Origin of the sequence: Aquitalea pelogenes (assembly GCF_001515305.1) — a bacterium.
Taxonomy (GTDB): domain Bacteria; phylum Pseudomonadota; class Gammaproteobacteria; order Burkholderiales; family Chromobacteriaceae; genus Aquitalea; species Aquitalea pelogenes.
In genome coordinates this window covers 76,044-100,154 of record NZ_LNQV01000013.1, presented here as the reverse complement: position 1 = coordinate 100,154, position 24,111 = coordinate 76,044, and the positions used below count along the sequence as shown (strand labels likewise).

Sequence of the window (24,111 nt, the reverse complement as noted above, 5' to 3'; positions counted from 1 at the left end):
AAGCATGCCGACGGGTGGCCGGGGCGAGGTGTTAAGCGCCTGCAATGTCTGAGCGATTTGACGTTAGCAAATCGCGAGTTCAGGCGCGCCTCGCACCGGTCGGGGCCTGTCGGGCAGCCGCAGGCCATGCTTGCTGGGTGGCCTTTAGGGATGAAAGGGATCTTTGGCCAAGCAAAGATCCCTTTCCCGTCCGCCGCGCGGAAGCGGCAACACAAAACATCATCCGCGCAGCGGATTCCCGCTTAGGGCTGAACCATTGGTCAATCCCACTCGCACAACTATCTATTGCCGCAATGGATATTGACCGCTAGCCTCCAAGACTTGCGTTAAACAACGCATCGGGTTTGGCGACCCATCACCAGCAAAAAACCAAGTAAGCAACCTATTAACTTGCGTCTATTGCACGTGAAGGACATCGCCATGACCGAAACCAAGCTGCATCCCCCTCCCCTTACCCTGTCCTACCTCGGCAAACCCATCCGCCTGCACCTCCACCCCCACACCTGCTGCCTGCACGGTGACGACATCCTGCAACTATTCGGCCCACGGCTGCGCCATCGCCTGCAACTCATCCTCCAACAACACCCCGGCTGCCAGCACCCACAGCACGACAACCAGCAACACTACTGGCCGGAAAACACCCTGCAACAGGCGCTGCGCCAAATCCATCGCCCGGCAACACAACGGCTGCGCCACTGGCTGAACCGCCAAATCCTTCCCGCCCTGCAGCAACGCCCAAGCGACGCGCCACGCCACGACCAGGCACTGGCCATGGCCGCCGAGGCCGGGCAGCAGATCAGCCATGCGGTATTACGTGCGGTTCTGGAACAGGGACAAGGCTGGCAGCACGGCCATTGGCTGCTGACGCTGCATTACACCCCCAACCACGCCAGCCGCCATGCACATGGCCGACTGGTGGCACTCAACAGCCAGGCCACGCCCTTGCAGGCTTTGGCCCAGCACATTGCCGCGCCGGATGGTTTGCCCAGCAGCAATGTCGAATTGCTGCGGCTGGCGGAGGCTTGCCATCAGCTATTGGCCAGACGGATGCACAAACAGGCGTGGCGGGTGGAAGCGGCGGAGACAGGAACAAGACAAGGTGACTGAGGAGTAACCATCCCGGCCTAACACTTGCCAGTAGTAGGCCGGGTTAACAAACATCAGCTGCGGGAAATAACTACGCAAACGGCAGCCCATGCCCAGCCATTGACGGGGGCTTTGACCTCATTGTGCTCAATAGTGGCGGTAAAACCTGGGCCTAACAGTTTGTCGACATTGGATTTAATGGTGTCCAGCCTGCGAGCAAGCCGCTCATTGGCTTCGCCCAGATCCTCAGCCCGAAAGTCAGTATAAAAGGCGAACACTCCAAACTTGAGGGTACTTTGGTCGCTTTTGCGTGCCAGGATGGTTTGTATGCGCTTGATATCGCTTTGGTAGTTAGAAATATTGCGGACATTGTTTTTGACTTCTATCACCGCACGGGGTGTTTCATTTGCCCACCACAGGACAATGTCGACCCGTCCTTCAATGCGAATATCAGGATGGAACTTACCGCGCCCGGTGGCATTGGCATCTGTCAGTGCTGCATAGGTGCCGTTTTCTAGCGTGATGTATTTAGTGCCTTCCAGCGTGGCCAACGAACGCGCAATTTCGGTGGTGATGAAGTATTCCGGACCCCAGCACACCCAGGAGCCGGACATTTCGTTGTAGGCATTTTGTGCGTTTTCAATGCCATCAAGACACGCTTTGACAATTGAATTCTTTGCAACAGGGCCGGCCATAACTTTTCCTTGCAGGGAGTAAAATAGCCATTTTGCATCAATTGCAATTCACGGTCATTCCATCAGGGATTCATTGCTAGCTTGTATGACCTTGAGCAAATCCGAACATATCCATCAATACTCACCAGCTCAGCCCAGCCTCGCAATGCGCGCAGCGGCTGTGTCGATATGCGCGCCCAGCGCAGCAATGCAGGGAGCAAAACGGGCGGAGAAACCGTCATGCGCCCGCAGCCGGGCGTGGAAGTCCTGCGCCAGCGTCAGGGCCTGTCGCCAGATGTCGGCGGGCACTTCGGCGCGCAGATTGGCCTCGGGCAAGGTGTCGGCCAGTGCCCCACCACCGCGCGGGGCAAAGGCCATGGGCAGCATGTCGTAGGCCGGGGCCATCTGGTAGGGGCGGCCATGCAGGCTGGTGAAGGACAGGTTGCCGCTGTGCATGTCGGTATTGCCAATCAGCGTGCCAAACGCCCACAGCAAGGCGGCACCGGCTTGCGACTGGGGCGTGACATGGCCTGCCGCTATCAGCCGTTGCACCACCACCGGCCACGGCGCATGGGCAGCGCCGACAAATTCGGCATCCAGCGCACGCAAGGAGAACACCGCCACCCGCCCCAGCGGGCCGATGCGGTCGAAGCGCGGTACTTCCAGAAAGCGCTGGCTGCCGAAATCCCACAAGCTGGTGCTGACGCCCAGCATGGCCAGTGCCAGGTGCTCGGCCAGCAGCAGGTCGCGCCAGCGCTGACTGACGGCGTTGTCTTCGGCGGCGGTGAATTTCACCAGCACATGGCCGTGCTCGGTGTAGGCACAGAACTTGGGCTGTTCGCCCCCGGCAGAGGAACCGGGCAGCTCGCCCGCGCTGGCAGCCAGCGCCAGCGCCGGATAGTGCGTGGCACGCTCCACCGGCTGTGGCTGCGGCATGGACAGGAAGTGCTGACGGGCGGCGTCGCCAATCAGCAGGTTGCCAATGATGTCATGGCCATGGACCAGCAAGGCGCGCAGGATGTCGGCATCGCCCCAGTGCTCCGGATTGGCAGGCAGGCCCAGGCTGACGGCGTGGGCCGCTGCATAGGCACGGCCCAGATAGCCTTGCGGCCGCATGTCCTCCAGCCACCACGGCAGCCCGCTGCTGTGCAGCCATACGCCATCGGTCTGCTGCATGACAAAGCCGTCTGGCCGCACTGGCAGCAGGTGGCCCAGCTCCACGATCTGCCCGGCATCGCTGACACGATAAACCGGCACCGCCAACTGGCTGCGCGCGCTATCACGCAGTGCGTAGTGAATAGCTGGCCCGGCCCCCAGGCGCAGCACATCGTCACCCAGCGCCGCCAGCGCACGGGACACCGTTGGCTGACTTAGCCCTGTTATTTCAACAAGTTGCCGCGCGGTGCGCAGTCCGCCAGCCAGTTGCTGGCGCAGGGTTTCGGCATGACGTGACATGGCATGAATGAATACTTGAATAGATAGATGAATAGCTATTGTAGTTAATGCAGGGGCAGTCGTCACCAGCTGGACATTTGTCAGTGCCTGCCTGGTAATGGCAGTGCTGCGGATAAATTATTTGTCATTAATCTTCATGACGTGAGAATAATCCGGTAAAATGTAAATATTTGTTAACGCATCACTGGAGAATGTTGTGAAGATTTGCACCGCTGCTGCCCTTATCGCTGCCGCACTGCTGACCGGCTGTGCCTCGGTCGACATGGCGTCCAAAGAAGAATCCGCCCGCGCCAAAACCTTTGCCGCCCCTTCCGCAGGCAAGGCCGGGCTTTACATTTACCGCAACAGCTTTGTGGGCAAGGCGCTGAAGAAAGACATTTTTGTTGATGGCAAGTGTGTGGGTGAAAGTGCTCCGGACGTGTTCTTCCGCACCGAGGTGGCTGGCGGGATGATGCACAAGCTGGACACTGAATCGGAATTCTCTGCCAACACCATCGAATTGATGACCGAAGCGGGCCGTAACTACTTTGTCCGCCAGTACATCAAGCTGGGCGTGTTTGTGGGCGGTGCCGGGCTGGAGCCGGTGACGGAAGAACAAGGCAAGGCTGACGTGCTGAAGCTGGAACTGGCCAAGGGCGGCCATTGCGACGGTACGCCCTGATCTGGCAACGGGCTGTCACACATTTCAACGCCGGCGCTTGCCGGCGTTTTGCATGCTGCGCTGGCGTCATGGCGCGGGCTGGCGTACCAGCAGGTCTTCGTAAAACGCGCCGTAAGGCAGGGATGGATGGCGGATCTGGATTTCCAGAATCCACACACCGGCGTCCGGACAGTCGGCAAAGTCGCCCAGTTTGCCCGCCTGATAAATGGCGTGCGGAAAGTCGGACACGCGGTGGCCCCGCACTTCCAGATTCAGCTGCCAGCCCAGCGCTGCCGCGCGCTCGGCAGCATAGTCGTATAGCGCAGTCCCGGCACAGCCGGTGGCTTGCCAATACTGGCTCACCATCTGCCACAAGGCATGGCAGGCATCCACGCAAGCACGCATGGCCGGGTTATTGCCGGTGACAAAGCTGGCGCCGCTGTCCCCTTCGTGCCCATCCCACACCACACCCAGGTCGATGAAATAGATATCGTCCTCACCCAGCACATTGTCCGGGTCGTTTTTCTGCTTGAAGGTTTTCAGGGTGCTACTGCCAAAGCGGATGACGATGGCGTGCCAGATGCGTTCCATGCCCATGTCTTCCAGCGTGGCCTTGGCCAGCTGCTTGGCTTGCTGCTCCGTCATGCCGGGTTGAATGTGCGCGGCAATGCGGTGAATGGCATCAAAGGTGCGGTCGCGGGCGTGCAGCATCTTGCCAAGCGAATACTGCGGGCCAACGGCCTGCGGGCCGGGTGTCACGGTGGCGGGCATGTCACCTCCTGTGCGGGAAAGTTTGAAAACCAGCCACAAAACTAGCATGGCCAGCAGCATGGCGGGCTGCCCTTGCACGCCATCATTTGCCCCGGCTGCGACATGGCCGGGGGCAACAGCTGCATTACATTAGCAAATTCCCATACAGGCTTGTCATCCCGCCGGGATTAACCGCGTTATACAGACAGGCGGCGCTGTGCCGCGCATGGGTGCCTTACCGCACCCTCCTCTTCCCCTACTGGAAAAAACCAACATGAAACGCATTCTGCTTTGCTGCCTTGCCACTGTTGCCCTGTCTGCCTGTTCCAGCCACAAACCGCCGCAAGCCCCCGCTGTTGCCCCGCAAGCCGTGGCACCGCAAGCAGCCAAGCCGGTGGTGGACAGCGCAGCCCTGGCCAAGGCCGCGCTGGAGAAGAAGATTGATGCCAATATGGCAGCCAACCCGTCTTTCATTCCGTTTGCTGCCGACAGCCGCGAGCTGGATGAGGCAGGCAAAGGCCAGATCCTGCGCCAGATTGCCAGCTTCCAGTCCAGCAAGAAGCTGATTATCCGTGGTTACTGCCACCATGGCCGCGCCGTGGCCCACGCCCGTGCCGTGGCGGTGAAACAGTTCCTGGTGGCATCCGGCGTACCGGCAAAACACCTTGTTGTCCGCTACAACACCGACAAGGACGCCCAGGGCGTGCAGATCGCCAGCAAGTAAGCCAGATCACCCGGCACAGCCGGGCTGGTGCTGAGCACGGTTTATCTATATAATCGTCAGTCTTATCTGGGGGCGACCTGGTTTCGACGGGGGTTGCGAAGCAGATGGGGGCATACCGGGATTTCAGTCATCCCGTAAAACACTGAATTTTTTTAGTCGCAAACGACGAAACTTACGCTCTAGCAGCCTAACGGCCGGCTAGACACTACAACGGTTCGCAGATGGGCCGGGGGCGTCAAAACCCTGTAGTGTCACTTTACATCTGCTAGTGCCTTTCCGGGTTACTTGGTCTGGTGCGAAACTTTAGGTAACTCGCCAAAGCTCAGCCTGTCCGTCGGCGTAGCAGAGGTTAAATCCAAATGACACGACTAAGTATGTAGAACTCACTGTAGAGGACTTTCGGACGCGGGTTCGATTCCCGCCGCCTCCACCAAATTAGCATTTCACACCGTATCACGGTGTGCCAAGAACCCCGAGAAATAAGCCTCTCGGGGTTTTTTATTGTGTCAATGCGTGTCACTACGGTGATTGACATACCGTCACTGGTGTCGGTAGTTTTGGCGGTACGTAACCTACCGTCAGAAGCAGATACCGTCATGCCACTTACCGATACCGCCTGCAAGAATTCCAAGCCCAAAGAGGATGGTTCCCCCGCCAAATATGCTGATGAAAAAGGCATGTATTTGTTGGTGAACAAGACTGGCAAGTACTGGCGTCTCGACTACCGCTTTCTGGGCAAGCGCAAGACGCTGGCTCTCGGGGTCTATCCTGACACCAGCTTGAAACAGGCAAGAGAAAAGCGTGACGAGGCTCGTCGTTTGCTTGCCGAGGACATTGACCCTGGTGAGCATCGTAAAGTCACCAAAGCAACCAGCAAGCTAAACGCTGCAAACAGTTTCGAAGCTGTCAGTCGAGAGTGGTTTACCAAGTACAAGCCCACATGGAGTGAAGGTCACGCCACCCGCATCATCCGCCGACTGGAGCGGGACATATTCCCCTGGCTCGGTAGTCGCCCTATTGCAGACATTACTGCTCCAGAATTGTTGGCCACCCTGCAGCGTATCGAAAAACGCGATGCTATCGAGACTGCACATCGAGCCATGCAGAACTGCGGGCAAGTATTCCGCTATGCAGTAGCCACCGGTCGGGCAGAACGCAACCCTGCGGCAGACCTTGTCGGTGCGATTGCGCCTGCAATCAAGACATCTTTCCCGACCATCACGGATCCCTCAAAAATCGCCGAATTGCTTCGTGCCATTGATGGCTATCGCGGTACATTTGCCACGCAATGTGCGCTCAAACTGGCACCGCTGGTGTTTGTCCGCCCAGGGGAGCTAAGGCAAGCTGAATGGAAAGAAATTGATCTGTACAACGCAATGTGGGTGATACCTGCTGAGCGCATGAAAATGAGGGAAAAGCACTTTGTTCCCCTGTCGCATCAAGCCGTCACCATACTTGCTGAACTGCAAGCCCTTACCGGTCGAAACAAATATGTATTCCCTGGCGCTCGTACGAATGGCCGGCCGATGAGTGACAACACGGTCAATGCAGCACTGCGTCGGCTTGGATACAGCAAAGAAGATATGACCGGACATGGCTTCCGCCATATGGCATCCACCCTGCTGAATGAACAGGGATGGAACCGTGACGCCATCGAACGCCAGATGGCCCATGCAGAGCGCAATAGCATCCGGGCAACCTACAACTATGCCGAGTACTTGCCTGAACGAACCAAAATGATGCAGGCATGGGCGGATTATCTTGATAGCTTGAAAGCAGGAGCAAAGGTAACTTCCTTGCTCAAGATCGCCTGAAAACATTTACCAGCAGATGGCTTGCTGATCCAAGTTGGTTTCTGATGCCCGCCTAAAATGGCGGGCTTTTTCATGTAAAAGATGACACATCAAAAACCCAGTCGGTTATTTTTGAAAACCCACTGGGTTTTTCGTGGGTTTCTTTGTTTAACCCACTGGGTTTGTAATACAAAGGCAGTCTGCAATCATAATGAATAATTTTATTGAACCCTGTTGACACTTAGTGAGACAACTTGATAGTCTGAAAAAGCTGACTTAAATGTCAGTAAAAATCTAACCCCAAAGCGCAGGAGCGCTACTGAACCCGTGTACCAATCATGGGTGGTAGACTCGTGCGCTTTTTGCATTTCTATCGCCTATGTTGGCTCGCGACATGGAGCTCCAAATGAAGGCGAAAATTAATTCCACAATTACCCAATCCACCACTTCGGCTGCTACTTCTCTGGGCCATGACTCCTGCCAAATCTATGGTCTATTACCCGCAAACGGGTTTGTTCGCTTGGCAGATCTGAGACCTGTACTACCTTTTTCTGATTCGACACTTTGGAGAATGGTGGCAAAAGGTAGCTTTCCGAAGCCATTGAAACTATCAGCGCGCGTTACAGCATGGCGTGCTGAGGATGTACATCGCTGGATCGATGAACAAGGCTCTTGCGAGTTGGGTGAGTAAGCCCAAAGGGAACCATATTCCCCCATATTTATTTTGGACCGCAAGGTGGCAGGCATTGAGTGATTTGTATCCGAACGCATTAGAACAAGCTCGCTTTAGTGCCGTAGATGCCTGCATTGCTTTTATTCATATAGGGATGTCTGGCTCTGGCAGTCAGACATCCTCAATCCGAGTGATACGACTGATGGTGAATAAACTCGATTTGCAGAAAGTACGTAACCAAAGTTTTGGTCAATGGCCTGAAATACTGATGGGTTTAGGCATACCAGCCAAAACCTTGGGCAAAAAGCGAAATCAACCATGCCCTGCTTGTGGTGGAACTGACCGTTTCCAATTCATTGACAAGGGCACAGGCCGCTTCGTCTGCCGCAAGCTTGATAGCCTGGGAGGCGACGGCTTCACACTCGTGATGCATTGGCTGGGTTGTGACTTCTTTACAGCAGCAAAAGCCGTGGCCAACTGTTTAGGCGTTACAAATGCGCCAATACCTTCCAGCAGGCCTACGCTGCATGCTTCGCAGACAAAAGAGATATGTGACAACCGGCCGAAGATCGCCAGATTGTGGGAAGAGGGTCTGTCGGTTCGAGAGGGAGATGCTGTTGCCCGCTATTTGGCTAATCGCGGCCTGACATTGACCCACTACCCTGCGGCCCTGCGAATTCATCCCTCATTGCCATACTGGCTAAGCACGGACAACACACCGACATTGCTGGGATATTACCCAACAATGCTAGCCGCCATCCTGTCACCTGATGGAACGCTGGTCGGCATACACCGCACTTACCTGACAGTCGATGGCAACAAGGCAGATATCAAGCACCCGGTTACTGGGGAAGCTCTGAAAGTGAAAAAGCTAACGGTCGGGAGACAAGGTGATTTACGCGGTGCAGCCATTCGCTTGCTTGATGTGTCTGAGGGAAAACTGGCACTGGCTGAAGGCATCGAAACAGCCTTGGCTGCTCACGAGGGAAGCAATTTACCTTGCTGGGCTACTGTGTCGGCATGGGGCCTATCCCAGGTTGACCTTCCTGCTTCAGCAGTCGAGATTTACATCATGGCTGATAACGACACGAGTCAGACAGGCCAGAAAGCAGCTCAAAAACTGGCTATGCGCATGCTGAGCGAAGGGCGACAAGTAAGAATCCTTACGCCGACAAAACCTGACACAGACTGGCTGGATGTTATGAATATCGCCAAGGAGCAATGCAATGGGTAAAAGTGATCTGGAGATTCTTAAACGGGCAGCAGAAGCAGAAAAATTCGAACCCGCACCAAGATATCTGCTGACTTCTGACGGCGTTGAATACATTGGAATCAAGTACGACAGGAATACTGGCAATGTCAGCGAATTACCACCTGTTAGATTGTGTGATCGCTTGGAGTTGGTCGGTCGCGGCGAGGATGAATCCGGTCAGCAATACCGCTTACTGTCATGGCGTAGTAGAGGGAGCAGTAAAATGAATTTAGAGATCTTCCCATTGCGCTTGGCAGGCGAACGGGAAGGCTGGGCCATACTGCGAGGAGCTGGGCTTGCCATCATGCAGAGTCGTAACGCTCAAGAGCGCTTGGCTGAGTACATCCAAACCCAAGGATGTGACGAGATGCATCACATCACCGCAAGCGGTGGTTGGCAGCACGGTGGATATGTTTTGCCAACCGGCGATGTCCTGGGTGAAGTGGTCAAGCCTGTTATTTATAACGGTGACTCTTCTTCCGCCAGTGCTTACTCAGTATCTGGTGACGCTGAAAGTTGGAAGCGGAGCGTTGCTCATTTGGCGGCTGGCAATTCGCGCTGCTTGCTGGCACTAGGTTGTTCATTTGTGGCACCACTGCTGGATCTGGTCCAGCTGGAATCCGGCGGTATTCATCTGTATGGCGATAGCTCTGGAGGTAAAACAACCTGCGCGTTGATTGCCGCCTCTGTGTATGGACCGCCGGAGTTGCAAACACTTAACTGGGACTCTACACCACTTGCTTTGGCAAATAGTGCGGCCGCTCGAAATGATGGCCTCATGATTCTTGATGAAGTTGGGCAAGGTAGTGCGGATGCAGTCAGCCTGGCTGCATATCGACTGTTCAATGGAACTGGCAAAGCACAAGGAGCCAGGGAGGGAGGAAACCGACATACACCACGCTATCGCGTATTGGTATTCTCTACCGGTGAACATGCACTTGGTCAGTTCCTGAGTAGCGCTGGCCGTACCGTAAAAGCGGGCCAAGACATTCGCTTGGTCAGTATTCCTGCAGATGCTGGTGCGGGTTATGGCGCTTTTGAATACTTGCATGATTACAAGCGTCCGGGGCAACTAGCCGAGGCAATTAAAGAAGCCACAAATGCTCACCATGGCGCAGTTGGTAGAACCTATATCGATTACGTTGCGCGACATCGTGATGCCATTTCCGCCAGACTGAACAACGCTATAGTGGAGTGGCGAAATAGCCTGCCGCCTGAAGCTGCTGGTCAGGCTCGCCGTGTTATCTCCCGATTTGCCGCAATGTCGTTTTCTCTGGAGCTAGCTACTGAACTTGGATTGACTGGCTGGACTACTGGAACCGGTCCGGAAGCTATGCGACGGATATTCAATGAGTGGCTGGCTGAAAATGGTTGTGGACGACATGAGGACGGCGCGATTCTACGACAAGCACGACTATTTCTGGATCTTCATGGTCAATCCCGCTTTAGCGAGATGCCCCCATCATTTCACTCGAAAATGCCTGAGAACAAGGCAGGACACTTCTCGGCCCAGCCTGCAAGCAAGACGCCTACTGCCACAGTTAATCAAGCAGGATTCCGTCGTTATAACCAAAATGGCGAGCCTGAATTTTTGTTGTTCCCGTCAGTATTTGACGATGAAGTTATCAAAGGCTTTTCCCGCAAGAAAGCATGCCAAGTTTTAGCTAAGGCTGGGATGCTAAAGCCTGGAAGTGAGCCACCAGAGCGAGGCCTTAAAGCGCGAACATCAAGACATCCTAGTGGTGGGCGTTATTTTGTAATGACAGCAAGAGATATTGAACCGACTTCATTTCCTAGGGACATAGTTGATTGCTAGATGGTAGTACTTGAACCTAAGCCCCATCCGATACATCAAGACAAGCAGTACCGGATGGGAACATGGGAACACGCAGGCCAACCTGGCTCGAACCCTTAACCTGCATGGATTTTGGCTGTTCCCAAGCATCGATGAAGCCCGGGAGATACGTTGGGAACGGTGGGAACAAGTTTGCTAAATACAGCCAAGGTTGTGGAACACAGCCTAGGAACAGGAACAGCCTGGGAACAGAATATCTGATTCATTTCAAAGAATTACGCCTCTTGTTCCCAGGTTCCCATTGTTCCCATGTGTTTATTTCTACGAATGTAGTTGAGTTGGAAGGGTTGCAGCAGGACTACCACGTCCATACCAAGCAATTCCCAAAGGAATCCCTTTTTCCCCATATCCGCGTGCGTAATACTTCCCAATCATCCTGCCCTAGCAATAGCCTGACAAAGGCTTTTACCTTGGGTAATTTGCCGTAGGAAAGCTGCATCATCAATACAGGTACGCCGATAATTAACCCAGCGTCGAGAAAAAGTCCTCCGTCGATCCGTACTAAGAATGCAAAGCCGTTTTTTGGGCCGAATTCGACGACCATAAATACTGACAGGCAACTCAAACGCATCAAAATCAACTGACTTTCCATCCTTGCCATAAACTAGATTAGTTGGCCATTGACTCTGAAAGTAAGCTTTTTGGAGGATAACCCTGCGACGATGAGCAACGACTCGAAATACAGTAACAGCCACTAGTAGCGCAAAAGATAAACATATGACGTTCAGCATCCCAATCCTTTACCAACACCGGTGCAAATGGAGTTTAACTCTAAAAAATATCGGCAGGCACAATTACGACTGTGGCAAAACAAGTCCACTTGCCTTGCTACACATACACCACCTTGCTCGTGCTACACCTAAATTTGCCAGCTGACTACCCCAAGTTAAGCTATTAAAGAAATTTGATAAACACATGGGTTCCGTGCGCAGAGTTGCCAAATACACTCCCGGCCATATTGGCTACCGCATCAATCTGCCGATCGATACTAGCATGGAAGTCAAAAGTATCTCGACTCGCAGAAGCCCAGTAAGAAACACCTTGATCAAAGCAAATTCTGACTTGCTGCCCTTGGGCAAAGGTCAGCCATAGCTCGCGAGGATGGGGACATCCCTGCATAACAGGGTTGCTGGCAAGCCGCATGGCGGCATATTCAAAAACACCTGCCAACACCCGGCTACGCACATCTTCGCTGGTCCAGTCTTGATGGCGGTATTGAGACGTTGCGCCTTTGGCTGCTGCTTCGACCAGATAGCGCGAAATGGGACTAGTGTGCAGTTCTATATCAGGTAGTCCATTCTCACCTGCTGGCATTTTGCCTAATGCATGTAAAAAATCGAGCAATAAGGCCACGACCAATGGCGACCGCAGATAGCGATCAGAGTAACGAATCGCCGTCAGCGCATTACTGCCATCGTCTAATAGCTGTGCCAGCTTGGGGGTGTGCTCGCACAAGTAGCCCCAAAGCCGTGCACCAAAGCCCTGTAAATGCCCATTGCATTGCGTTGTAATGGTCAGCTGTTGATCTTCCTGGCTAGCCAGCAGCAAGGCGTCAGCAGGAACTGTCTGCAATGGCGGCCATTGATCAAGTTTGCCTTCGATGACCTGGATGCCATCAGGACTAAAGGCCCACGTTTCATCGGCTTGTAATGAGCAGGTTTTAGGAACAGCCCAGCCAATAACCTCGCCGTTGTCGGTACGCGCCAGCACCGCCAGCTTCAGCAGTTGATTCTCGACCCGGGTGGCTGGCGTCGTGACTAGGGTCAAGCCTAGCTCTGACAATGCCGCCAACTTCCGCCGACTCCCCTCATCTAGCGTTGCCAGATCAGACGATGGCAAAACCAGCCCAATCTGGTAACCCAAAGACAGGCTATGGCGCAGTTGGCCAAATAGGCTATTAGCAATGGACACATCCCAGTCAGTAAAGCTGCCCTCAGGCCAGAACAAGAGCTGAGCTCGTGGATGCTTTATCTGGTACTGACGTACGGCCTCAGCCAATTCGGCACACGCCAGATTACTGCTCAAGCCAAATAACTTGAACTCATCGGGCAATGCCATGGCCAGCCGCCATGATGCATCCATAAACTCAATGGCTTTGCAGCGATCCAATGATTCCACATGGTGTTGGGTATCAAAGGTAATCAGGCAATGTTCGCAGGCAGCCGCACACTTATTTACGCTGCATTGCAGGTGCTGATACACCTCCTCCCAGATAGTAGCGGAACGCAATATCCTGTCGGCTTGAGAGGTATAACCGGCACTACCCTGATCAAAAATCTGTATCGCACAAGCAGGCAATCGATCTTGCACCAAAACCTGCCGCACCGTACAACCTAGCTCGTCTTCCTGCACACCAAAATGCCGAGCCAGAACTGTTCTTAATGCTACCGCCAAGGTGTAAGCAATTACCGGGTCCGTTACCGGTAACCCGGTAACACCATGATTCAATACCAGTTCGCAGGCATCGGTGAGCGTATCGTGCCCAAGATGAATCCCAGTTTTGATTTTCCAGGCGGACTCACTACCAGTGCAGTAACCTTTGGCACCATCTTTGCCACGCCCACCGCGTAAGCGTTTGTGCATCTCGCCTGGCCGGAACATCTTGGGCATGAATTGCTGGTCTGCTGGCGCATCGGGGTCTGCTGCTGCCAACATGGGTTCTGAACGGCCACACTCCAGACAAATCGCATAGCCATGACGCCCCTGGCCTTTGTTATGCGTAAACAGATGGGCAGCGCAACTGCTGCGTAGCATGCCCAATGCCGGGTTCAACAATGGCTGCCACTCTCCTGATACGCTCAACCAAGGTTGTTCAATCGGGACATAAACCGGCTTGGACACATCAGTATGCGGTTCAGAGAACAGATCCACGGCAAAACCTGACGGCACCAGATAAGGCAGTATCCATTGTGGGTCCAGCACCGCTCCGCATTGGTCACAACTCTCTGGTTTCCCCACCCGCGTATCACCACTGGCGCCACAATGGGTGCAACGCCAGGCATGTTTGAAGAGTTGAATCTCGCGCATGGCATCTTCGGATGCAGGCATATGCCAGTTCAGCGTAATGCCGCCTGAACGATAAACCAGCCCATCCATCACAATCTCGGCACCCGGGGCATATTCCCGCAAGGCAACGCCGCGCTCGCGGGAGGCCAATTGCCGGTAGCGGCCACGATTGTCTTCACGATGCTGCTGCTTCCTGGACTGCTCCTCTTCCTTCCTTAGCTGCCCCAGGGTCAGGTTATCAAAGGGTACGATATCGGTCGGGAAGCCATAGCCCGGCAAGAACTTGCGTGTTGCCAGTTCAGACAGCAGATACTCCTCGTTCAAGCGCTGCAACTGAAGTTCTATAGCCTTGATGGCCGGACTGGTTTGCTCCTTGTCATCGCCAAAAACTTGTAACTTGTGCTGTTCAATAGCACTGGCGGTATCCAGCCATTGCGCCGAGATGGCACTAAGCTGCACACGGCATTGCTCAATCAGCTGCAGCAAGGCGCTACCTTCCAGCACCGTTGCCTTGATCAGACTCTGCAAGACCTCCCTCAGGTCAGCGGATGCGGCCAGATGTTTGTCTGCACTGGCGCACCACATGTCAAATCGGTCTGCCACCGAGTGCTGACCATCCCGGTTAAAGAAGGCCCAGCAGGTAAAGCGGGTCAGCTCGCCATCCTGCAGATGATTTTTCAGCCAGCGCGACAATAAATACGCGTTGACATGACGCTGAATCAGATCATGGCTGTTAAAGGCCACGGCCGGGATGGTGACTTTCTTTTTGAATGGCCAAATCGGGTCCTGAAACACCGCCTGATCATGTGCCGTGCGCTTGCAAACCGTCATCGCGACAGAACGCCCCTCGCGACGGCGCCCTGCCCGACCTGCGCGCTGCAAATAATTAGCTGGATGCGGAGGCACATTATTCATTGCCACTACATTGATACCACCAATGTCCACGCCCATTTCCATGGTGGTGGAACAGCTCATGACGTTCAGCTTGCCTGCCTTGAACAACTTTTCATAATGACGCAGCCTGGCAGCACTTTGCTGGGCCGAATGCTCGGCGGCCCGGAAGAATTGCGCACCTTCGACAATACGGTCATGCAAGTCCGACCACAGACCGAGCTCGCGCAACTGCAAGACACCGACGTTTTCATCCAACCAGCTCCGCGCCCTGGCAATGGCATCACCCTGATCAAAATGCCCCCCAAAAGGCAGGTCATAAACGGGCATATCAAACCATTGCAGCGCCTTGGCGGTGAAGCGGCTGGCCGTCTGATAGGGGGTGATTCCCTTAAATGGTGTATCCAGGAAGCGTCTGGTTAGCGGACACAGGGCTGCCTTGCTTAATAGCTGCAGCTCCAGCTGGCTGAAATCCAGTGCAAAGCCATCCCCTTCTTTACTGAGGATTTTACTGGCGCACAGCTGCTCCCAGGCGGTCTGCAAGATTGAATCAATGGCGGTACGGTTAGCTTCCGCCGTCCAGCCAAACGCGATAGTCAGTAAGGCGATGGGTCTGGCCTGGCGGGTTCTGGCCTCAGCCTTGCCGGTGTTCTCATCACGGTCACTCAGTCTGACTTGCGGCCAACGCTTGATGCGGTTGGACTCTTTCTCTTGCGACGTAGGTGGCAACAAAGTCTTCAGACTGACCTTTTGTCCGATCAGTCTGCTGAACTCAGGGCGAGAAAAGCGAACGAAACTGTTCTCACGCACATGGAAATCCAACAAGGCTTTCAGATAATCCTTCCAGTCTTGCAGGTCCTGCGCGGCATTCGCACTACGTGGCCAAGCCTGTGGCAATGTCTGTATGGTCGCTAGCGACGGATAGGCCACTTGTACCAGCCCCATGGTTTCCAACGAGTTCTGCCGTTTAGGCCGACGACAGAACTCCGCCAGCAGCAGCATTTCTGCCAGACAGGCGGCATCGCCATCACCAATATCCGAGGAAATAGCGCGGTAATAATTGAGCAGCTCATGCTGAACCGTGGTCGCGTTAGACAGCTTATCCTTCAGCTGTGACCAACTTAATTTTGCTGCTGTCGACTGCGTACCTTTGTCTAGCAGTTCGGACAATCGCGTTTGCTGGAAAGGGCGCAGTGGTTGATTCTCCTGCTGTTTCTCACGCAGATAGTCCAGCTCATCCTGCTCATCTGCCGATAGCGCTGCTGACGGTTTACTGGCAAGCAAGCTGTGATAGATGTAGGAACGTGCATAAGCCCGCTCGGCATCTTGCTGCAACTTCACCGCAATTCGGGCAGTGCCCTGGCGGCTATCGGTAAACGAGATCAACTTGCGGCCACGGAAAGGCTTGGTGAGCGGCAAGTCCGGATCTTCCGGACAGAACTCCAGCAAGGTTGAAATCACTGTACTTAAGGTGAATGGCGCCCCCACGCCCATGCGGCGAATGACGCCACCAGGCCGGGACTGATGACAACAGGGGCAGTCTTGGCTGCCCGGATGATAGATCAGCTTCGCGGTGCCATCGGCTGGCACCCCGGTAAGCCGATGGGTTGCCAGTGACAACCAGGCTTCAACGGTTTCATCGCCACAATGTTGATTGGTCACTAGAATGGCAGAACCAACACCGCCCTCCTGTGCCTGCTCATCATCGTCATGTTGATCCAGGTTGAGCGTGAAGCCGTCATCCTGCGGCAGGGTTGGCACATTTAACTGGCCCTTGCGCTCGGTGGCTTGCAAGTACAACTCACTGCACTCCAGACACTGCACAATCGGCAGCACTGGCGCACCACAGTCACAGCGCGTGCGGCCATCGGTATACAACTCACCAAAGCGCCAGTCACCACTGCTTTGCAATACCTCGGCACGCTCAGAGCAAGCCGGATTGGCACAGCAACCAATGGAAGAAAGAATGTTGTGGAACAGGTGAATGCGCAAGGGCAGGAAAAACCGTACGCCATCAGATGTACCGGATAACAAATCGATCCAGGCGAGCACTTGCGGTGCACTTAATCCGGTCTCCTTGACCAGTTCTGACAATTTACGGGGCTGCGTAGCGTTTCCCGCGATAAAGCACTGGCGCAGCCTGACCGCCAGCGAATTGTTTGCCAATGCCTGATAACGGGCCGGACTGACTTCACAGTCCGCGTCAATGGCCAGCAGATCCGACAAGGTATGTTTGGCATCTTCCTGGTGAATCAGCGCCGGAATGTGGCGGCTACCATGCACCACATGCACCTGTGATTTGCTGACACCGGCCATATCGGCCAGAAATGCCCGCAGTTTCTCGGTGGTTTCACTGTCATTGCCAAAGGTGGCCGAGGTGGCAACAAAACGGACGTTCTCCGGCTTAACCCCAAAGGCTGCCATGGTACGGCGCAGCAATAGCGCCATTTCCGCCGCCTGGGAACCCATATGGGTGTGCGCCTCGTCCAACACGATCCACTCCAGCTTGCCCTGAGACTGCTCGAGGATGGGCATATCGTCGCGGCGGATCAGCATGTACTCCAGCATGGTGGCATTGGTCACCAATATGGGGGGCGCTGATTTACGTAGCTCCTTGCGGTCGATCAAGCGACCCTTGAAACCTTCTCTCTCGATTTCCTTGCCCTCATTGGGTAAGTTGCCGGTATACAAACAGTAGCGCAGCGCACCATCAAATTTATCGGTCCAGGCATCCAGGCGGTTTTGCTGGCTGGCAATCAGCGCATTAAGCGGATAGATGAACAGGGCCCGCACGCCTTGCAAGCGCCCCTGCTGCGCCGACTGATGTGCTAAACGATTCAGGATGGGCACCAGAAAACATTCGGTCTTGCCCGAACCGGTACCGCTGGTCACCACCAACGAACGGGCCGGCTCTGTGGCCAGGGTTTGCCAGGCTTCCAGCTGATGGGTGTAGGGATGGCGGCTAGCGGGAAAGGCATACTCTTCAGCCAATTGGGCTGGAGGATAAGCCAGAGCCTCTTTCAAGCGTGGATGCAACAATGCGGCAGGCAAGTCAGCCAGGGTCTCGGCCGACTCTTGCCAACCAAATGTCGGCTCAAACACAGGATCCGCCAGCAAGGCATTGCGGCTGCCGGGCTGGCCACCCAGCATCTGTGCCAGCCGTTGGCGCATGCCATCGTTGGCAATGCCAAGCAAACTCAATACAGAACGGACGCCACGCTGACGGTGGGCCTGAATCAAAGGTTCGACATAGGGGCGGTAAACTGCAGTCATACGTTAATCAGTCCATCGTCAAAGGCGCATACCAGCGCCACTTTATAAGCTTCATCAAACCAGTGGGCATCGAAACTACGGTAGTTGCGCAAGGCAACCATCCGGCCACGATTTCCCAACCAATCAGGTACCCGCCCCTCTGCTATGTCGTAAGCAACAGCAAGGGGAACTACAGCGAGCGGGTATTTCCAGTCATCTTGAGGTACACGAAAATTCTTCAGTAGTTGCTTACCTCTCACTGAGTCAGCAAATCTACGGGCGTAAGACTTCAGCTCTGCGGGCCCACGTTCCGCACCACTAACTCGCTGTAGCATGCATTGAACATCACTGCATTCGGCCCCAACCAAACGCTCGAGCCAGGGATGACGAATGCTTTCAGGCTCCGCAAGTAGTAGTTCGACTTCAGGAGATTGTTTGCGCAATAATCCGCGTGATAGAGCAAGGGATATAGAAAGCTCCATGGATGGGTAAATGCGACGTAGCCATTCAAGTTTCACTTCGAATTCACGTCGTAACATTCTTCTCTCGCGCTCATCCGTGCCAGCCAAGCTCGATGCTGCGATTGATACCGCAGCCAACCAGTCTTGTGGGGCAGTCAGGATCCATTCAAACGGCAGCTCGCCACTTAGCCGATGAGCAATGCGATCGGCAAATTCATCCACTATTAGCAGCGCCATAATGACTGCACGCGGACACTGGCTTAAGGCGACCCACAAGTCCAGCCCCGCCAATGGCAAATGGCCTAGCTGATTGACATACTGGCGGACCCGTTGCCAGTCCGGATGAGATGGATTGTCAGCCATAATGTCAAACTGCCGGCACAAGGCCGTCAGCCGCTCCGGGCGAGACGTCAACGTCATGGCTGCGAGAAGCCCTTCATAGCGCGGCGCAGGACCCGCAAAGCGCGGTGGCACATACCAGGCAATTGGCCGACAATCCAAAGCTGTCCCTGACGCCGGATAGATCAACCATACGCCAGGGTCGACCCGGGCCTCATCAAACACCCAGCGCCCGGTACAAGCCAGCTCTGACTGTCTGGCCTCCAACTCAAGCGGCTGGCTATCTGGTGCCAACATCGGCAAGGCTAGCAAACGGGTACTTCGCAAGATTTCGTCAGCAGGCAGGGGCGCGATATGCGATAGCGCAACATGACCTGGCTCGCGGAGCAGCCGATGGCGGTAACGTGCCACCATCAGACTGCAACGCTCACTGCCATCGCGCCGGATGCTGATACGCACTTGTGCGTCCAGCTCATCCACGCTGGCCAGTAATTCCAGCACATCATTCTGCAATTCAAACAAGCGCAAATCCGTCACGATACTGTCGGCGGCAAACCTGACCGGAAACTCACGCGCCGTGAGCTCCTGGCCATGGCTGTCTAACAGCTGCAAATACACTTTCCAGCGACGTTGCGTAGCACACTGCACCCGGATATTTAAATGCAGTAAATCCGCCACCGACAGCTGCTGGCCGGGTGTGACTGCCTCGCCCTGATCGTTGTACAGGAAGGCCCCATCCACCGGATAAGGCAAGGTTAGCCGCTGCGTGGCGCCCCCTGGCCAACGCAATGCCAGCATCAGGCTCACAGGCGGGGTAGCGGTCAGTTTGCGACAACGCAATGTCCAGTCATTGCCGCTACGTGTTGCCTGCATCGCGACGGTGTCAGACAGCACCGATACCGACACCACCGGCCAGTCTTGCAATACAATCGCCCCATCATTCAGGCCATTGGTTTCAGGTTCGATACGAATTTTGGCAGTGGGGGGCAGGCAAACCGCTTTTACCCGGTTTTTGATCTGGCTGGCCTGCTTCCAGATCAGCCAGCCGCAGCCAGGCTGACGTGGGCCGGTAAACGGCAGAAACTTCCCGCGTTCAAATTGCCAAAACAACTCACTACGCGGAATCTTGCGCCGTTCTCCGCTTGGCAAGACCTCATAGGCGTCCTCATCGCCAGCGAATACCCGGGACGGAATGGACTGGCAATGGGCCAGCTGGCGGCCATACCATACCAGCGTACCCGCCTCTCTGGCCGTGCTATCACCACAAACAATTTGATAGGAAATGGCCTGCATGGTGACGGTTAACGCACCGCTACCACTGCGTACAACCTGCATCTCATTGAGCATGCCCAAGGACACAGGATCTTCCAGCAAGTGAAATACCGTCGCCTCCGGCGAAGACAGCACGATGCAGCGGCTATCCCGCAAGCGCATGCTGCCCACGCCCAGCAAGCGAGCTACCGGTACGCTGTCTTCAAACACCCAGGGCTGCTGGGTATCAGGCGCGTCACCACCCGGTAGTTCGATATGCCCCAGTGACTCGCCAAAGCGTGATAGCTCAAGCCGGATATCCTGCCCCAGCCAGCTAGACGGCAAGCTGGGCCGCTCGACATGGATCTGATAGACACCGTCGCGCCGGTTCAACCGGCCTACCGGCAAAGATGTCATATCGCAGACCAGCACCAAATCAATAGAAGCCGGCAGCCTATGGTGATCCTCAATCTCACCATCCCACCCTAGCAAACACAGCAGGCGGGCCATCTCGATACGGTTGGCCGTTTCCAGTACGGTTTCCAACCGGGCTGGCCGCCCCTGAGAATCAAAACGCAGCTGACGCACGATGTGAAAAAGGCGCGTTTCGGTATTGGCCTGTGCCCGACGCACTAGGCCACCCAGCAAGGAACGGGCATGTTCCGGTGCCAGCTGCAGTGGAAACTCATCTATCCAGCCCGGATGCAATCGATCCAGGCGCGCTACCGGGTCCTCACCTTCAGCACTGCCCAACTTGCCATTGAGCCGCTTGACGGTCTGCAACACCTCAGCCAGCAGCTCTAGCACGTGTTTCTGGCGATAGCTCTCCGGCAAATAGCGCGCGCCTTCCGTAAGCGCCGCCAGCACTTGCTCATCACTCATCGGCACGCGGCTGACAGCCATTTCATGCTGCACCATATTCAATAGCCGGGTGACACCGGAAGCCGCCTCATGCAGCAAGCGCAATGGCAGTCCACCATTTGACACCACCCGCCCCAGAAAGCGTTTGCCGCTGGCAATCTTGTCATCCAGCTGCCAATAAGCCACCGCCACATTCACCCAATCACCCCGCGTGTTATGGGAGACTTCTTGCCGGATGCCAGCGCCTTGCAAGATGGGTCCCCAGGCCCAGGCCCCACCGGCATACTGGCGCCGCCACCATTCTGCGGCGAAAAGAAACCAACAGGCACAAAAACCGTTTTGTTTGGCCAATAAGTGGATATCTGCCTGGGCCCGGCTGTTCAGCAACTGGGCCAAGCTGTCGAATTCTGCTTCAGTCAAACGATAGCGATACAGCGGACGACCATCCGGCTGCTGCAAACCACGCGTCTGCAACATGGATACCAACCAGCCTGCAAAGGGCGAAACCAACCTGGTGGCAACTTGCATGCGTACTCCCTTATCCAATCGTGAAACAGGACTTAATGATCTGGCTGAATGGCCTCAATGACTGAAATGCCAATTTTTCTGAAAAACCAGATAAAGCGGCATAGCAGGCACCGGCAAGGCAAAGCCCGATAAAATATCACATTCGCATATGATTTGAACATGAAAACACATCAAGCCTGCTCTTTCAGGCTATATCTCACTCAAACACATTCGCTCTGACTGGCGGCAGGTAAGGACATGTCCTCCTCATCGGTCAGCAAATCCACCCGGATTTGTCTGGAAGGCTTCACACCTAGTTTGCGCACTTTTTCCGCCTGGGCAATCAGGTTGCCACGCCCGGCCACCAGCTTGTTGTGTGCCATGCCATAGGCTTTTTGCGCGGCATCCAGCCGTTTGCCTATCTCCTCCAGGTCCGTGACAAAGCCGACAAACTTGTCATACAGACGGCCGCAATGCTGGGCAATCTCCTGAGCATTACGCCCCTGCATTTCACGGCGCCAGATGCTGGCAATGGTGCGCAGTGTCGCCAGCAGTGTGCTGGGGCTGACGATCAACACATTGCGCTCAAAGGCATCTGCAAACAGCGTGTCATCCTCAGCCACCGCCAGCATGAAGGCAGGCTCAACCGGAATAAACATCAGCACGAAATCCAGTGACTGCAAGCCATGTAACTGTTGGTAGTTTTTCTCGGACAAGTTGCGCACCTGCTGCCGTACCGAGGCCAAGTGCAAACGCAGTTGCTCCACCCGCGTCGCCTCATCACTGGCCGAGGCATAGCGCTCGTAGGCGGTGAGCGAAACTTTGGAATCAATCACCATGTGCTTGTCTTCCGGCAGATGCACAATCACATCCGGCCGCAGCAGCGCGCCATCGTCATTGCCCAGCGCCGCCTGCAACACGTACTCCTCCCCCCGGCGCAAACCCGAAGACGCCAGCACCCGCTCCAGCACCAGCTCGCCCCAGGTGCCTTGTGTCTTGTTACTGCCCTTGAGTGCCTGGGTCAGGTTGACCGCATCGGCACTAATCTGCTGATTCAATGCCGCCAGGCGCGCCACCTCGTTTTGCAAGCTCAATCGTTCCTTGCTTTCCTTGTCGTAGGTCTGCTCCACCCGCAACTGGAACTCGGCTATGCGCTCGCGCAGCGGCTCCAGCAAGCTCCCCAGCGAGGTTTTGTTCTGCTCGGCAAAACGGGCACTTTTTTCTTCCAGAATCTGGTTAGCCAACACACGAAACTGGTCAGACAACTGCTCCCGGGCCTGTTGCAACAGCTTGAGTTTTTCAATGGCCTGTTCACGCTCGGCATCCAGCCGTGTTTGAAGCTCGGCATTTTCCGCGCGCACACTGGCCAGCGCGGCCTCGGCGGACTGACTGCGCCGCCGCCAGTCCGCCAGCTCGTTCTGCGCCTCCTGACACTTGGCGGTGGTCGCCTGCAAGCTGGCTTCCTGCTGACCAATCCGCGTCTTCAGCTCCGCCGCATCGCGTAACACATCCTGCACCTGCTGCGTAGCGGCCAACAGCTCTTGCCTGAGCGCCGGCACTAGCCGCTGATGCTGTTCCAGCTCAGCTGCTTGCCGCTCTCCTTGTAGCTGGCTGTGCAGCAAGCTGTCCTGCAGCGCCTGCGCCCGGCCTTGCAGTGCGGCGTTATCGTTTTGCAGCTTATCCAGCAGTGGTTGCTGGCTTTGGCTTTGCCAATCCTGCTTGGCCAGCAATGCAGACAGCCGCTGCTGTTTACGCTGCATCTGCCACAGCACACCCAACAGTGACAAGGCAACAAACAACACAAGATAGAAAAGGGACTGGGGCATTGGTACGGGCTCTCCGGTAAATGAGGACAACAAATCAGGCTGCGTGCACAGGCTGCTGGCTGCTGGCGTACCAAGCCAGCAAAGCGTCCAGCGCCAGCAAGCTATCCAGCCGCACCCGCGTCTGCGCATCTTTCAAATCAACGCCCTTGCTGGGCTGGCGGGTAGAGCTGCCACGATACGGCTGCACCAGACACTCCGCATGGCTGGCCAAGCTGGCTGGCAAGCAAACCGGCTCCAGAATCAGCTCAATGCTCTTATGGTTGAAGCGGCCGGCCACCAGGTCACCTACCCGCAGGCCGAATACCCGTCCAGCCGGTGTGCGGAAGTACTGCACTTTGCTGCGCAGCGGATGATCGAGGGCGGTCAGGCCAAGGCGTTGGCACAGGGAATGGCGGACGTGATCAAGGGCGATGTGGGCTTGCATAAGCAATAGGCTCCGTTGGATTTATGAAAAAGGGAATCAGTGATGCATCGCATGCTTGCGTTTACGTGGACGTAGGCGCGCAAGTCATGGTTGCGATAAGTGGTGAGGACAGAACCGTCCGGCTGCACCAGCACGTGTATGCCTTCAGCAGCGCGCAGATTGATGCCGCGTGCAGCAAAGAAATCCACTTCACGACGGCCTACTACCCGGAAACAGAGGCCACGCGCATAGATCACCCGGCCATAACGCAGCACCTGCTCCACCAATGCAGGCGCAATGCCACGCTGCTGCATACGCTGCCAGGCGTGGGGTACCAGAGGATGATTGGCAAGGGCTTGCGGTGATGCGGTTATCATGGCGCGGCTCCTGGTTGGGTATACCCCACTAGAGC

15 protein-coding genes and 1 other RNA gene are annotated in these 24,111 nt (G+C 55.4%); 8 read left to right on the top strand and 8 right to left on the bottom strand.

Annotated elements, in window-relative coordinates; genetic code table 11:
• Positions 1–420 precede the first annotated feature (420 nt).
• The gene (locus AWT75_RS07770; RefSeq protein ID WP_153013270.1) at positions 421–1,107 is read left to right on the top strand and encodes a hypothetical protein; all 687 of its coding nucleotides are present in this window, start codon (positions 421–423) and stop codon (positions 1,105–1,107) included.
• 53 nt (positions 1,108–1,160) lie between these two features.
• On the opposite strand, the gene AWT75_RS07765 is transcribed toward AWT75_RS07770, so the two are convergent.
• Together AWT75_RS07765 and yjjJ are read right to left on the bottom strand one after the other, a co-directional pair.
• Complete coding sequence (locus AWT75_RS07765; RefSeq protein ID WP_062788665.1) at positions 1,161–1,781, bottom strand: hypothetical protein; 621 nt, start codon at positions 1,779–1,781, stop codon at positions 1,161–1,163.
• A gap of 129 nt (positions 1,782–1,910) precedes the next feature.
• Positions 1,911–3,215: a type II toxin-antitoxin system HipA family toxin YjjJ gene (gene yjjJ / locus AWT75_RS07760; RefSeq protein WP_062788663.1), complete on the bottom strand. Its 1,305-nt coding sequence runs from the start codon at positions 3,213–3,215 to the stop codon at positions 1,911–1,913.
• Between the two features lie 196 nt (positions 3,216–3,411).
• On the opposite strand from yjjJ, the gene AWT75_RS07755 reads away from it, so the two are divergent.
• Positions 3,412–3,876 carry a DUF2846 domain-containing protein gene (locus AWT75_RS07755; protein WP_045847006.1) on the top strand — a complete coding sequence of 155 codons (465 nt, stop codon included), beginning with the start codon at positions 3,412–3,414 and terminating at the stop codon, positions 3,874–3,876.
• 66 nt (positions 3,877–3,942) lie between these two features.
• On the opposite strand, the gene AWT75_RS07750 is transcribed toward AWT75_RS07755, so the two are convergent.
• Positions 3,943–4,626, bottom strand: coding sequence for a M24 family metallopeptidase (locus AWT75_RS07750; RefSeq protein WP_062788669.1), 684 nt, complete (start codon positions 4,624–4,626; stop codon positions 3,943–3,945).
• A 253-nt stretch (positions 4,627–4,879) separates the two neighbouring features.
• Here AWT75_RS07750 and AWT75_RS07745 point away from each other — a divergent pair, with 253 nt between their 5' ends.
• From AWT75_RS07745 to AWT75_RS20805, 6 genes are all read left to right on the top strand, one after another.
• Positions 4,880–5,329: an OmpA family protein gene (locus tag AWT75_RS07745; protein ID WP_062788660.1), complete on the top strand. Its 450-nt coding sequence runs from the start codon at positions 4,880–4,882 to the stop codon at positions 5,327–5,329.
• A gap of 68 nt (positions 5,330–5,397) precedes the next feature.
• Positions 5,398–5,762: a transfer-messenger RNA gene (gene ssrA / locus AWT75_RS07740) on the top strand.
• A gap of 163 nt (positions 5,763–5,925) precedes the next feature.
• Positions 5,926–7,143, top strand: coding sequence for a tyrosine-type recombinase/integrase (locus tag AWT75_RS07735; protein WP_062788658.1), 1,218 nt, complete (start codon positions 5,926–5,928; stop codon positions 7,141–7,143).
• Between the two features lie 358 nt (positions 7,144–7,501).
• A complete protein-coding gene (locus tag AWT75_RS20810; protein WP_338021292.1) occupies positions 7,502–7,813 on the top strand; it encodes a helix-turn-helix transcriptional regulator in 312 nt (103 codons plus the stop codon).
• A complete protein-coding gene (locus tag AWT75_RS07730; RefSeq protein WP_239689508.1) occupies positions 7,764–9,029 on the top strand; it encodes a DUF7146 domain-containing protein in 1,266 nt (421 codons plus the stop codon). Before AWT75_RS20810 ends, AWT75_RS07730 begins: the two co-directional genes overlap by 50 nt.
• Positions 9,022–10,863: a DUF927 domain-containing protein gene (locus tag AWT75_RS20805; RefSeq protein ID WP_082696003.1), complete on the top strand. Its 1,842-nt coding sequence runs from the start codon at positions 9,022–9,024 to the stop codon at positions 10,861–10,863. Before AWT75_RS07730 ends, AWT75_RS20805 begins: the two co-directional genes overlap by 8 nt.
• 933 nt (positions 10,864–11,796) lie before the next feature.
• Here AWT75_RS20805 and AWT75_RS07710 read toward each other — a convergent pair.
• The 5 genes from AWT75_RS07710 to AWT75_RS20800 all read right to left on the bottom strand — a co-directional run bounded on the left by AWT75_RS07710 (position 11,797) and on the right by AWT75_RS20800 (position 24,076).
• Positions 11,797–18,072, bottom strand: coding sequence for a DEAD/DEAH box helicase (locus AWT75_RS07710; RefSeq protein WP_062788646.1), 6,276 nt, complete (start codon positions 18,070–18,072; stop codon positions 11,797–11,799).
• On the bottom strand, positions 18,069–21,491 hold the full coding sequence (locus AWT75_RS07705; RefSeq protein WP_062788643.1) for an STY4851/ECs_5259 family protein: 3,423 nt from the start codon (positions 21,489–21,491) through the stop codon (positions 18,069–18,071). Before AWT75_RS07705 ends, AWT75_RS07710 begins: the two co-directional genes overlap by 4 nt.
• Positions 21,492–21,691: 200 nt before the next feature.
• Positions 21,692–23,296: a DNA recombination protein RmuC gene (locus tag AWT75_RS07700; RefSeq protein ID WP_062788641.1), complete on the bottom strand. Its 1,605-nt coding sequence runs from the start codon at positions 23,294–23,296 to the stop codon at positions 21,692–21,694.
• A 34-nt stretch (positions 23,297–23,330) separates the two neighbouring features.
• Positions 23,331–23,630, bottom strand: coding sequence for a hypothetical protein (locus AWT75_RS07695; protein WP_082696002.1), 300 nt, complete (start codon positions 23,628–23,630; stop codon positions 23,331–23,333).
• 29 nt (positions 23,631–23,659) lie between these two features.
• Positions 23,660–24,076 carry a DUF4258 domain-containing protein gene (locus tag AWT75_RS20800; RefSeq protein ID WP_082696001.1) on the bottom strand — a complete coding sequence of 139 codons (417 nt, stop codon included), beginning with the start codon at positions 24,074–24,076 and terminating at the stop codon, positions 23,660–23,662.
• Between the last annotated feature and the right edge of the window lie 35 nt (positions 24,077–24,111).